Annotated in this window: 13 protein-coding genes; all 13 read left to right on the plus strand. The window is 33.9% G+C overall.

Annotated elements, in window-relative coordinates:
- The first annotated feature begins 71 nt into the window (after positions 1-71).
- A complete protein-coding gene (locus ACVR1I_RS04180; protein ID WP_447443011.1) occupies positions 72-1838 on the plus strand; it encodes a polysaccharide biosynthesis protein in 1767 nt (588 codons plus the stop codon).
- 2 nt (positions 1839-1840) lie between these two features.
- Positions 1841-2443 (plus strand): sugar transferase, encoded by a 603-nt coding sequence (locus ACVR1I_RS04185; RefSeq protein WP_447442783.1) that lies wholly within the window; start codon positions 1841-1843, stop codon positions 2441-2443.
- A 2-nt stretch (positions 2444-2445) separates the two neighbouring features.
- Positions 2446-3300 (plus strand): NAD-dependent epimerase/dehydratase family protein, encoded by an 855-nt coding sequence (locus ACVR1I_RS04190; protein WP_447442784.1) that lies wholly within the window; start codon positions 2446-2448, stop codon positions 3298-3300.
- Positions 3301-3308: 8 nt separating this feature from the next.
- Entirely contained in the window at positions 3309-4082 is a 774-nt protein-coding gene (locus ACVR1I_RS04195; protein WP_447442785.1) for a glycosyltransferase family 2 protein, read from the plus strand.
- Positions 4066-4986, plus strand: coding sequence for an ATP-grasp fold amidoligase family protein (locus ACVR1I_RS04200; RefSeq protein ID WP_447442786.1), 921 nt, complete (start codon positions 4066-4068; stop codon positions 4984-4986). The genes ACVR1I_RS04195 and ACVR1I_RS04200 overlap by 17 nt, the downstream gene beginning before the upstream one ends.
- A gap of 20 nt (positions 4987-5006) precedes the next feature.
- The gene (locus ACVR1I_RS04205; protein ID WP_447442787.1) at positions 5007-6050 is read left to right on the plus strand and encodes a glycosyltransferase family 4 protein; all 1044 of its coding nucleotides are present in this window, start codon (positions 5007-5009) and stop codon (positions 6048-6050) included.
- A 20-nt stretch (positions 6051-6070) separates the two neighbouring features.
- Positions 6071-6694: a P-loop NTPase family protein gene (locus tag ACVR1I_RS04210; protein ID WP_447442788.1), complete on the plus strand. Its 624-nt coding sequence runs from the start codon at positions 6071-6073 to the stop codon at positions 6692-6694.
- Positions 6691-7539 carry a glycosyltransferase gene (locus tag ACVR1I_RS04215; protein WP_447442789.1) on the plus strand — a complete coding sequence of 283 codons (849 nt, stop codon included), beginning with the start codon at positions 6691-6693 and terminating at the stop codon, positions 7537-7539. The genes ACVR1I_RS04210 and ACVR1I_RS04215 overlap by 4 nt, the downstream gene beginning before the upstream one ends.
- Before the next feature lie 12 nt (positions 7540-7551).
- Positions 7552-8874 (plus strand): O-antigen polymerase, encoded by a 1323-nt coding sequence (locus ACVR1I_RS04220; protein ID WP_447442790.1) that lies wholly within the window; start codon positions 7552-7554, stop codon positions 8872-8874.
- Between the two features lie 18 nt (positions 8875-8892).
- A complete protein-coding gene (locus tag ACVR1I_RS04225; RefSeq protein WP_447442791.1) occupies positions 8893-10341 on the plus strand; it encodes a flippase in 1449 nt (482 codons plus the stop codon).
- Positions 10342-10350: 9 nt separating this feature from the next.
- Positions 10351-11583, plus strand: a complete 1233-nt coding sequence (locus tag ACVR1I_RS04230) for a nucleotide sugar dehydrogenase (protein WP_447442792.1) — start codon at positions 10351-10353, stop codon at positions 11581-11583.
- A 206-nt stretch (positions 11584-11789) separates the two neighbouring features.
- On the plus strand, positions 11790-12590 hold the full coding sequence (locus tag ACVR1I_RS04235; protein WP_447442793.1) for a dihydroorotate dehydrogenase electron transfer subunit: 801 nt from the start codon (positions 11790-11792) through the stop codon (positions 12588-12590).
- A 9-nt stretch (positions 12591-12599) separates the two neighbouring features.
- Positions 12600-13541: a dihydroorotate dehydrogenase gene (locus tag ACVR1I_RS04240; protein WP_447442794.1), complete on the plus strand. Its 942-nt coding sequence runs from the start codon at positions 12600-12602 to the stop codon at positions 13539-13541.
- Position 13542: the final 1 nt, after the last annotated feature.

Below are 13542 nucleotides of genomic sequence, written 5' to 3' on the forward strand. Positions count from 1 at the left end.
AGAATACGATTGAGATAGTGGAGGTTATATTGAAAAATTTAAAACGGTCAACAAAACGAATCATTTTAATCATGATTGATACATTACTTATCTTATTTTCAATGAAACTTTCACTAGCCTTCGTTGATTTTTTTACCAGTATTAGCAGGGTAGAATTTCTAATATCAGTCGCTATAATTCTGACATTCTATTTTGCAATTGCAACACATTTAAAAATATTTTCTATTATCAATCGATATACAGATTACCGCGTTTTGTTTAGTTTGTTTTTATCGGTTACTGCTGCCCATTTTGCTTTGTTGCTACTGAGCTTTTTCTTTAAAGAATATAGTTACCGATTTTTATTCCTATCTTGGTTTTTCACTTTTCCGGTATTAATGTTGCCTCGATTAACCTGGCGTATATTGACTGAGATAAGAGAATCCTCTGCTTTTCTTCCTTCTAAAAAGAAAAAACGGAGAACATTGGTAGTTGGTGCAGGATCAGGTGGGCGTTTGTTCGTAAATACTGTTCTTAGTGGAAGTAGTGACATTGAAATTGTTGGTATCGTTGATGGTGATGTCAATAAACATGGAACCTATATTCACGGAATCAAGGTTTTGGGGGATCGAAATGATATTCCTTATATTGTAAAAAATTATGATGTGAACCAGGTAACAATTGCAATTCCATCACTAGCGGGTGCTGAACGGGAGAAATTGGTCGATATCTGTAACCAATTGAATGTGACAGTAAATACCATGCCAAGTGTTGAAGATGTAGTTGTTGGCAAAGTTTCAACGAGTCACTTGAAAGAAGTAGATATTGCTGATTTATTAGGTCGCAAAGAGATTGTTCTAGACCAAAGCCAATTGAGTGAATTTTTCTCTGACAAGACGGTGTTGGTAACAGGGGCGGGTGGATCGATTGGTTCAGAAATCTGTCGTCAAATATCAAAATTGAAGCCTAAAAAATTGCTTTTATTGGGACATGGAGAAAATTCTATTTATCTGATTCACCGAGAATTAACCAGTAAATATGTTGGTCAGTTCGCAATTACTCCTTTAATAGCGGATATTCAAGACCGTGAATTAATGTTTGATATTATGGAGAATTATCAGCCTGATGTTGTTTATCATGCTGCTGCTCATAAGCATGTTCCACTTATGGAATACAATCCGAAAGAAGCTGTTAAAAATAATATTTACGGCACTAAAAATGTTGCTGAAGCAGCAAAAGCAGCAAATGTTGCCAAATTTGTAATGGTTTCTACTGACAAAGCTGTTAATCCACCGAACGTAATGGGAGCAACCAAACGAGTTGCTGAAATGATTGTAACAGGATTAAACGGAACAGATGAGACACAATTTGTAGCTGTCCGATTCGGGAATGTTCTAGGAAGCCGTGGAAGCGTTGTACCTGTCTTTAAGGACCAGATTGCCAAGGGCGGCCCGTTAACGGTAACAGATTTTAGAATGACGCGTTATTTCATGACAATTCCTGAAGCAAGTCGCTTGGTCATTCAAGCTGGCTATCTTGCCAAGGGCGGTGAAGTTTTTGTACTGGATATGGGTGAACCTGTTAAAATTGTTGACTTAGCCAAAAAAGTGATTAAGTTAAGTGGACATACAGTTGAGGAAATTGGTATTGTTGAATCTGGGATTCGCCCAGGTGAAAAATTATACGAAGAATTACTATCTTCATCTGAACGTGTTAGTGAACAAATTCAGGAAAAGATTTTTGTTGGAAAAGTAACACCGAAACCTTTAGAAGAAGTGGAAGAATTTATTTCAAACATTTTAGAAGATGATGCAGTTCTCATGAAAGAAAAATTGATTGAATTTGCAAAACAGGAGTAAAAATGTATCCAATTATAAAAAGATTATTAGCAATCATTATTTCAGGATGTGCCATTATTGTCTTGAGTCCAGTCTTATTGTTAATTGCCTTAGCCATTAAACTAGACTCGAAGGGACCAGTTTTATTCAAACAAAAACGAGTTGGAAAAGACAAAACTTATTTCATGATTTACAAGTTTAGAAGTATGTATGTAGATGCTCCATCTGATATGCCAACTCATCTTTTGAAAGATCCATCAGCAATGATTACAAAAGTAGGTGCTTTTCTTAGAAAAACAAGCTTAGATGAATTGCCACAATTGTTCAATATTTTCAAAGGTGAAATGGCGATTGTTGGGCCTCGTCCAGCTTTGTGGAATCAGTATGATTTGCTTGAAGAGCGTGACAAATATGGCGCGAATTCTATTCGTCCAGGATTGACAGGCTGGGCCCAAATCAATGGCCGTGATGAACTAGAAATTGATGTGAAGTCAAAACTAGATGGTTATTATGTTGAAAACATGAGTTTTTTGATGGATGTGAAGTGCTTCTTTGGAACATTTCTTAGTGTTGCCAAAAGCGAAGGTGTCGTTGAAGGTGGCACCGGACAAAGGAAGGAAGAGTAGACTTGAAACGCATTTTAATTACTGGAGCAAATTCGTATATAGGGACATCTGTTGAAAAATGGTTATCTGTATCAAAAGAACTATTCCAAGTCGACACACTAGACATGCAAAGTTGCAATTGGGCAGAATATGATTTTTCTGAATATGATTCAGTCTTTCATGTTGCTGGGATTGCACATTTTTCAAAAGACAAATCGAAAAAAGACCTTTATTATAGCGTAAATACAGATCTTACTGAAAAAGTTGGAATATTAGCTAAAAACCAAGGAGTAAAGCAATTTATTTTTATGAGTAGTATCATAGTCTATGGGGATAGTACAGAAAGAGAAAGAGTTATATCTGCAAATACTATTCCAACTCCAAGTGATTTTTATGGTGATAGCAAATGGCAGGCAGAATTGCGATTGCAAAAGTTAGAGGATTTAAATTTTAAGGTTGCAATTGTTAGACCTCCGATGATTTACGGTAAGGGTTCAAAAGGAAATTATCCTAAATTATCAAAATTAGCACAAAAAATTCCTATCTTCCCTAACTATCAAAATCAAAGAAGTATGTTACACATTGATAATTTATGTGAATTTATAAAGCATCTTATCTTACTTGAAAAAAGTGGAATATTCTTTCCGCAAAATAAAGAATATGTTTCTACTGTTGATTTAGTAAAAGAGATAGCAAATTTTCACAATCATAGAATTTTTACCTCTAAAATAGCAAACCCACTTATTCGAAAAATGTTTTTCAACGATAACATTAAAAAGCTATTTGGAAATCTAACATATGATAAGAAAATGAGTCAATATGAATTTGATTATCAAGTAAGACCATTTGAAGAGTCAATTGAGGTAACGGAGTTATAGAATTTAAAATGAAAAATTTTGAGGAAAATTTAGTTTCAATTATAATGCCTGCATTTAATGCAGAGAAATACATCTATGAAACAATAAGCACTCTTCAAGGACAAACTTATCAAAACTGGGAACTAATTGTTGTTGATGATTGCTCAACAGATAATACTAGAAAAATGATAAAAAAATGTGCGATTAATGATTCTAGAATCAAGTATCATTTTTTAGCAACAAATAGTGGTGCAGCTATTGCGAGAAATACTGCTATAAAAAAAGCTAAAGGAGGTTTTATTGCCTTCTTGGATAGTGATGATTTGTGGAAAATAGATAAGTTGGAAAAACAGATTCGGTTTATGCAAGAAAATAATTATTTATTTACTTGCACCTATTATGGTAAAATAGATGAATTTTCAAACGATCTCCACAGGGTTGTTAGGTATAAGCAAACGGCAGATTATGAGGAATTGTTGAAAAATTGTCCTGGTAATTCAACTGTTATTTATAATGCAAAAGAATTAGGAAAGTTTTTTATACCAAATATTCGCAAAAGAAACGATTATGTGATGTGGTTGCAAGTCATTAAACAAGCAGAGTCTCTTCATTGTTTGACTGATCCTTTATCATTTCATCGTGAAAGTTCAGGGAGTCTTTCTGCAAATAAAAAAAGTTTGATTTTTTACCATTGGAAAGTATACCGTGAGATCGAAAAACTATCCATATTCAATTCAGTTAGACTAATAGCTTACTGGATTACAAAAGGAATATTTAGAGGGAAATATGTTACACATAAATGATGATCAAAAGCATATCTTAAAAGCTTATAAAATTAGGTTTATAAGTGCTATTTCGAAATTTCTTAGTTCTGAGAAATATATAAAATTCCAATACAAAAATCGAACTGGGAAACAATTAAATTTATTAAATCCACAAACGTATAATGAAAAACTGCAATTATACAAGTTACAGTATCATAATGAATTAATGCATCAGTGTGTAGATAAGATTGAAGTTAGGGATTTTGTCATTGATAAACTTGGATTTAAACGTGCAAATGAAATCTTAATACCACTCTTAGCTTATGGCGATTCAATAGAATCAATTGATTGGGATAAACTACCAAATAAATTTATTGTAAAGCTATCTAACGGATCAAGTTTTAACAAAATTATTCCGGATAAGAACTCTTTTGATAAATTAAAAATTTCAAAATTATTTGGTTTGTATAGTAAAATTGATTATTATGCCTATGGGAGGGAATGGGCATATAAAGATGTAAAAAATCGTGTTTTGGTTGAAGAATTACTTGAATTTGGGGATGCTATCCCAGATGATTATCGATTCTTTTGTTTTAATGGTAAGGTTGAATTTATTACTGTAGATTCTAACTCGGTTATCGATGGTATAAAAAATACAAATTATACTAGAAATATCTACGATCGACAGTGGAATAAATTAGATGCAAGTATTCGTTATCCAAATAATCCAAATTTAGAAACAAGACCAGAACGATTAACAGAAATGATTGATATTGCTGAAAAACTATCTTCGGAGTTTCCACATGCAAGGATAGATTTTTATTATTTTGACAACAAGATTTATTTTGGAGAAATTACATTTTATCATGCTTCAGGATATCAAAAAATTGAACCAAATGAATTTGATATAAGAATTGGAAAATTATTTGAAATATCTAATTAAGGATATGAATAAGGAGAAGTATGAAACATAAAGTAGCGATAATCGGTCATTTTGGGGGGGCAGAAACGTTTACAGATGGACAAACTGTCAAGACACTTACATTATATAATGAATTAAAAGAAGTTATTGATGAAGAAATTCAAATTATTGATACTTATTATAGTAAGAAAAATCCGCTAAAATTATTTTTTTCATCTATAAAAGCGATTATAACTTCTAAAAATATTATTCTTTTAATTTCTAGTAATGGTATGAAAGTCTTTTTCCCTCTCTTGTATTTCGGAAAAAAACTATTTGGTACAAATGTTATTCATGATATTATTGGTGGAAGATTTGGCATTCATGTTGATAGTAATCCTAGTTTTGTTAAGTATTTAAACGGTTTTGATGTGAATTTAGTAGAAACGGAGATGTTACAGAAAGATTTAGAGTTAAGAGGTATTACAAATGTCGAAGTAATGCCAAACTTTAGAAGAAAAACTGCGGTATCTTATTCATCTTTAGATAAAGAATATACTGAACCATTTGCATTTTGCACTTTTTCTAGAGTCACGAAAAAAAAGGGAATCAAAGAAGCAATTTTAGCAGTGGAAGCATTGAATTATAAATCTCAAACAAAAAAGGTTTTGTTAGAGATTTATGGTCCAATTGATCCGGACTTTAATGATGAATTTGAAGAGTTACTAGCTAGTTCTTCTGATGCGATTCGTTACTGTGGGGAAGTTGATACTAGTAGAGCAGTTGAAATTTTAAAGTCTTATTATGGCGTTCTTTTTCCTACTTTTTGGGAGGGAGAAGGTATTGCTGGTACAATCACTGAAAGCTTTTTTGCGGGAGTTCCAGTAATTGCAAGTGATTGGAACTGCAATAGTGAAGTGATTGAAACTGGTCGAACAGGTCTTATATACCCTGGTGCGGAAGCATCAGATTTAATATCTGGGATTGAATGGTTAATTAATCGATCCTCACAGGAAATGTATCAAATTAAGAAAAATTGTGTAGATGCTTCCTATAATTATATTCCAGATAGACACATCAGCCGTCTTCTGACAATGATGAAGTAATAGAAATTAGGTAATAAATATTGAAAATTGAGTTTTATGGTCCGCCTGGATGTGGCAAAACATATATTGTTGAAAAATTGACAGGTACAAGTCGGGAACTTATTCGTAAAAAGGCTACTTCTCCGTTTCTTGCGAAATTAAAACTGCTATCAAAATACAGTCCACAATCTTTGTATTTTAAGAGAAATGTAAAAAAAATATTAAAGAATGAATCTTCACAACCGTTATTTCATGAAACTGATAAGAATTTGATGATTGATAGTATTATATTAGTTGCTACATCATATAAATTGAAGATAGGTTCAAAAAATATATTAGATGAAGGATTGGTGCAGCGAATCATCTCACTAGCGATTAATTTTGGGTTATCAAATGAAAAAACGATTGAATTGATTGCTTTTTTTGAGCCATTATTAAAAGAAGTAAAGGTTGTTTCAGTTTCCTTATCTTTTGAGGAATTATGGGATTCTATAAAAAAAAGAGGTAGAAAAGAGTCTAAAATGGACTACTTTGATGATGCTACTTTGGGTGCTTTTGTCCGTAGATATATCGAATTGTGTGAAGTAGTGACTTCAACATTTAAATTTGAAGAAATTACGAGAGCTGATGTCAATACATTTGTGGAAAGGAATAAAATAAAATGATTTCATTTGTACTTTTGCATTATCAAGCAATTGAAGAGACACTCTCTTGTGTAGAGACTATCAAGAAATTTGTTAAATCTGAAAAAAAGATTGTAATTGTAGACAATGCTTCTCCGAATAAATCTGGTTTCGAGTTAGAAAAAAATTATAAAAATGACGAAGAAGTTTCGGTGATTATCACAGAGAAAAATCTTGGCTTTGCACAAGGAAATAATGTTGGTTATAAAGAAGCGAAAAAACATCACCCTGAGTTTATTGTTGTAATGAATAACGATGTTTTTTTAACGCAAGAAGATTTTGTTGAACGAATACAAAATTCTTATGATACATATCGATTTGATGTCTTAGGCCCAGATATTTATTCTACTAGGGGGGAATTGCATCAAAATCCTCAAAGAGGTGAAAATTATACACTAGAGCAATTAAAAACCGAGCACAAAAAACTAGTTTTTAAAAATCGCTTTAAATTTTTGCTTCGTTTAAAATATCTTTTGAAAAAAAATACTGGTGGAACACCAAGACAATCTGAAAATTATACAGATGTACAATTTAATAAACCTCTGCATGGGGCTGCTTATATTTTTTCAAAACCTTTTATTGAAAAATATGAAAATTGCTTTTATCCGAAAACATTTATGTATTATGAATCCTATATTCTTCATTATTGGGGAATGAAGGAAGGCTTATCATTTGTTTATGATCCGACAATAAAAGTTCTTCATCATGAAGATGTATCAACGGATAAAACATATTCAGACCTTTATAAAAAGGTTGCCTTTGTTAATAAGTGTTTACTTGATTCGTCTAAGGTATTTATAGATTTAATGGAAGATTATGAAAAATAAAAAGGTGAATATATGAGTATGTTATATGTTTTACTATTGGGTTTAATTCTCTTATTTTTCTTAGCATATATTTTATCTAATAGAGACATTTTGGCTCCATCTGTATTGATGACGATAATGTTTATTATCAGTACATTATTTGCGATACCAATGATTGGTCCGTGGAATATTCAATTTAGCTGGCAGGCAATGTCCATTATTTTATCCGGTATTTTCGTTTTTATTTGTGCTGAGTCATTTACGAGCTTACTTTATGGAAATAGCAAGCGAGAGCAATATTCACCTCCGAGTGTTTATCAACAAATCTTTCAAGTATCTAACGGAAAACTATTCTTTTTATTAATTTTTAATATTATTATCTTATTTTGGTATTACTTAAAGATTCGAAGTATTGTTGGTGGAAATGGATTGTCATCAATTTTTCTACTTTATCGACGAATGGGGATTGCTAATAAAGGTGGTGCAGAAGTAGAATTGGTTAGTGGAATTATCATACAGTTCATTCGTATCGTTGAAATGTCTGGTTTTGCAGCAAGTTACCTCTTTATCCAAAATATTATTTCTAAAAAGAAAAAGTTGTCAACGAATATCTTTTTATTCCTTTTAATTCTTGTTTCTATTTTACCAAGTATTTTCTCTGCTGGTCGTAGTCGGATGCTTCGGTTGGCTAGTGCTATATTGATTGAATATTATATTTTATGGCATCAACAACATGGTTGGAATCGAAATCTATCATGGAAAATGATTCGAATAGGTATTTCTACATTAATCATCGGAATTCCATCGTTTTATTATTCACTAGCTCTGCTAGGAAGACAAACTTCTAAGGCTATGTTTGAATATGTAGCAGTTTATATTTCAAGTGGTATTGTTTTGTTTTCAGATTACCTACGCAATCCTGTAAATAGAGGTGTTTGGGGAGAAGAATCCCTCTTTAGTTTGTTAAAGGTTTTACATAGATTGGGACTTAGTCCAGAATCAACATCATACAATTTAGAATTTAGAAGACTTGGATTAGGATATAGTAATATTTATAGTTTTTTTAGAAGACCACTTCATGATTTTGGATTGTTTGGAATGTATGTATTTATAGCATTAATTGCCGTTTTTTTTGCATGGATATATTACGGAAAGATAAAAAATAAGCATTCCGCTATATCATCAAGTTATTGGGTGTTAACATATGCTTACTTATTTTACTGGATAGTTTCGTCATCAATTTTACAATATAGTGTTGCGTATATATCAGTTGGAACTATAACTAATTTAATTTTTATTTTTATTATTTTTATCTTTTTAACATCTCATGATAATAAAATAAAAATTAAATTTTAATCTAGAAATGGAGTAAACTTGAAGAAAAAATCACTTAAAATAAATGCCTTGTTAAATCTAACGAGGCAAGCTATGACAATAGTTTTTCCTTTTATGACATTTCCTTATGTTTCAAGGATATTAGGAAGTGAAGAATTTGGAAAGTATAATTTTTCGACATCGCTAGTCAGTTATTTTGCATTATTAGCTATTTTTGGTGTAACAAATTATGCTGTCAGAGAAGGCGCTCGTGTTCGAGAGGATAAACTAGCTTTTACCAATTTAGCCTCTCAATTATTTTCTTTTAATGTTTTAACAACTGGTATTTCATACGCTTTCCTATTTTTAATTCTTGGATTAAGTAAAGGTTTGAATACCTATATAATACTAGTTGCGGTTCATAGCTTATCCATTCTTTTAACGACAATTGGGTTGGATTGGGTAAATACCGTGTATGAAGATTATCTTTATATCACAATCCGTTATATTTTAATTCAAATTTTGGCACTAATTGCTATTTTTGTTTTTGTAAAAAATCCTGATGATACCATTAAGTATTGTATTATTATGGTGCTTGGATCTTATGGTGGGAATTTAGTTAATTTATTTTATATTCGAAAATATGTCAAAGTTCGTTTTACTTTAGCCATTCCTTTTAAAAAATTCATTTTGCCAATGGCTATTTTATTTGTTAATTCATTGGCTGTTATTATCTATGTTAATTCTGATATCACTATTTTAGGAATACTTAAAACAGATGTTGATGTAGGTCAATATAGCTTCGCTTCAAAAATTTATAATATTTTAAAAATGTTAATCAATTCTGCAGTTGTTGTAGCTGTTCCTAGACTTACTACTTTGTTGGTCCAAAATAAGGCTAAATATAAATCCCATATTCAAACCATTCTGAATTCTTTAGTTTTGGTATTGATTCCGATTGCAGTTGGAATGATGATATTAAGCGAGTCAATTATCCTGATTGTTGGTGGGAAAGAATATCTAGCTGGTGATATGGCTCTGAAAATATTAAGTTTCTCTTTAATTTTTGCTCTATTAGCTTCTATTTATACAAACTGTATGTTGATTATTGGAAGACAAGAACGTAAAATTCTAATTGGAACGTCTATTTCAGCAACTATCAATGTAGTTGGTAATTTCATCTTGATTCCATTTATTGGCATTGCTGGAGCTGCTTTTACCACTGTATTATCTGAATGTATTAACTTTCTTATTCAGTGCTATCAAGCTAAAAAAACAATTCTTGCTGATAAGCTTTTGTATCATAAGACAATAATCAGCTCTGTCTCTGGGGCGGTTATCGTTTTATTATTATGTAGTATATTTAATACCTTTATTCCAGGGCAAGATGCATACCATGCTCTAATTAGAGTCGCTTTATCTGGAATCAGTTCTCTAGTATTCTACTTACTCTTTTTGATTATTACCAAAAATGAGCAAGTAAGTCTGTTGATAAGAAAAAGAAAGTAGAGATTTAACATGAAAATAGCAGTTGCAGGAACAGGCTATGTTGGCTTGTCATTGGCGACACTTTTGGCGCAAAGTCATGAAGTTGTTGCAGTAGATATTATTCCAGAGAAGGTTGATTTGATTAATAAGCGTCAATCACCTATTCAAGACGATAAAATTGAGGAATATTTTGCCTCTAAAACATTACAGTTAGTTGCCACTCTTGATGGTGACTCAGCTTATCGTGGTGCTGACTATGTTGTGGTTGCAGCACCAACTAATTATGATAGTAAGAAAAACTTTTTTGATACATCAGCTGTGGAATCTGTTATTGAACAAGTATTGGCTGTTAATGATGCTGCCATTATTGTCATTAAGTCGACGATTCCTGTTGGCTATACAGAACAAGTTCGGAAAAAATTTAATTGTGACCGCATTATTTTTAGTCCAGAATTTTTACGTGAATCAAAAGCTCTCTATGATAATTTACATCCGTCTCGGATTATTGTTAGTTCTAATCTTGCCGATGAGACTTTGACTCAAAAAGCAGAAGGCTTTGCTAGTTTGCTAAAAGCGGAATCACTTGATGAGGATACTCCTGTATTGATAATGGGCTTTACAGAAGCAGAAGCTGTAAAATTATTTGCTAATACCTATCTTGCATTGCGTGTTTCCTATTTTAATGAATTGGATACCTATGCAGAGATGAAGGGATTAAATACACAGGATATTATCAATGGTGTTGGACTTGATCCACGAATCGGTGATCATTACAATAATCCGTCATTTGGCTATGGTGGTTACTGCCTGCCCAAAGATACGAAACAATTGCTTGCTAACTATGATGCTGTGCCACAAAATATGATGTCAGCGATTGTGGAAAGCAATCGTACACGAAAAGATTTTATTGCAGACAGGGTGTTAGAAATTGCAGATACCTATGTTGGAAGTAGTCAGTATGACCCCTCTAAGGAAAAAGAAGTAGTAATTGGTGTGTATCGTCTTACGATGAAGGCCAATTCAGATAATTTCCGTCAATCTTCTATCCAAGGTGTCATGAAACGAATCAAAGCCAAAGGTGCCAAGGTGATTATTTTTGAACCTGCTTTGGAGAATGGAACAACTTTCTTTGGAAGCGAAGTGGTCAATGATTTATCCCTTTTTAAAGAAAAATCACAAGCTATCATCGCCAATCGTTACGATAATGAATTGGATGATGTCGCAGACAAAGTGTATACGCGTGATTTGTTTGGTCGTGACTAATGAAAGCTCTTTTGAGAGCTTTTTAATTTTCCTTGACTTATTCACCGTTTCAGACTATAATGATTTAAACTATTCCTTTAATTCAGTCCAGAGAGGCTGCCAAGGTTCCGGTAAAACAAGAGTGTCAGTCTGTCAGATCTCTCTGTATTTTCGTGTAACCTTGCCCTCGGGCAGGGTTTTTATTGTGTAAAGAGTGAGGAGAAGAGATGGATCCACGTTGCAACAAAAAGCTTCAGGTCTTAAAAGAAGATTTACGAGTAGTGGCTCAAAGAGAAATTGCACCCGCTATTTTTGAGATGGTCTTATCCGGTCAAATGGCCAAGGATATGAAAGCAGGGCAATTTTTGCATTTGCGGGTTCCAGATCCGAGTAAGTTGCTTCGTCGTCCGATTTCGATTGCCTTTATTGACCAAGAAAAGCAACAGGCAACTATTATTTACCGGGTGGAGAGAGAAGGGACAGCCATTTTGTCTCGGCTGAAAGCAGGGGATATCGTTGATACCATGGGCCCTCAAGGCAACGGTTTTGATCTATCCGTTATTGGTTCAGGTCAAAGGGCTCTTTTGATTGGTGGAGGAATTGGGGTTCCTCCCTTGCTGGAAACAGCTAAGCAACTAAAGGAAAAAGGCGTTGACGTTATTTCTGTCATTGGATTCGCCAATCGGGATGCGGTGATTTTGGAAGAAGAGCTAAATCGGTACAGTGAGGTATACGTGACAACGGATGATGGCTCATACGGGATAGCAGGCTATGTCTCTACAGTAGTAGACGGACTTGAGGGTGAATTTGATGCCATTTATTCCTGTGGGGCACCTGGCATGTTAAAATATGTGGACCAACGCTTTGCGAACCACCCTCATGCCTACTTGTCAATGGAATCCCGTATGGCTTGTGGGATGGGAGCATGCTATGCCTGTGTGGTGCATTTGAAAGATCAAGGAGATGCGGCCAATAAGCGGGTGTGTGAAGATGGTCCTGTCTTTGATACAGGCAGCATTGTTTTATAGGAGGTTGGCATGACAAATAATCGCTTACAGATTTCACTTCCTGGTTTAGACTTAAAAAACCCTATTATTCCTGCTTCGGGTTGTTTTGGTTTTGGTCAAGAGTATGCCAAGTATTATGACTTGGATTGTTTAGGTTCCATCATGATCAAGGCGACCACTCAACATCCACGTTTTGGCAATCCAACTCCTCGTGTAGCGGAAACTCCATCTGGTATGCTCAATGCCATCGGTCTTCAGAATCCAGGAGTGGACGCTGTTCTTGCTGAAAAATTACCGTGGTTGGCGCAGCATTTTCCTAACTTACCGATTATTGCCAATGTTGCTGGTTTCTCGAATGAAGAATATGCTCATGTAGCTGGAAAAATCTCAACGGCACCAAATGTTAAAGCTATTGAATTAAATATTTCTTGCCCCAACGTTGACCATGGGAATGCTGGGCTCTTGATTGGGCAGGTGCCAGAATTGGCCTATGATGCTGTTAAAGCAGCTGTAGACGTCTCTGAAGTCCCTGTCTATGTCAAGTTAACTCCAAGTGTAGCCGATATCACAACAGTTGCCAAAGCCGTTGAAGCTGCAGGGGCAACAGGTTTTACTATGATCAATACCTTGGTCGGCACGCGCTATGATCTAAAAACAAGACAACCCATCATCGCAAATGGTCAAGGAGGCATGTCTGGACCGGCCATTTTTCCAGTTGCCTTGAAATTGATTCGCCAGGTTGCTCTGGTATCTGACCTTCCCATCATTGGAATGGGAGGAGTAGATTCAGCTGAGGCTGTGCTTGAAATGATGTTGGCCGGTGCTTCAGCAATTGGTGTTGGCACCATCAACTTTACTGATCCATATGCCTGTCCGACAATCATTGATAATCTGCCAAAAGTGATGGACAAATATGGAATTTCAGATTTGGAAACCTTTCGAACAGAAGTCCGTCAATTGCTAAGGAGATGAT

The sequence above is a fragment of the Streptococcus cameli genome, assembly GCF_053207365.1.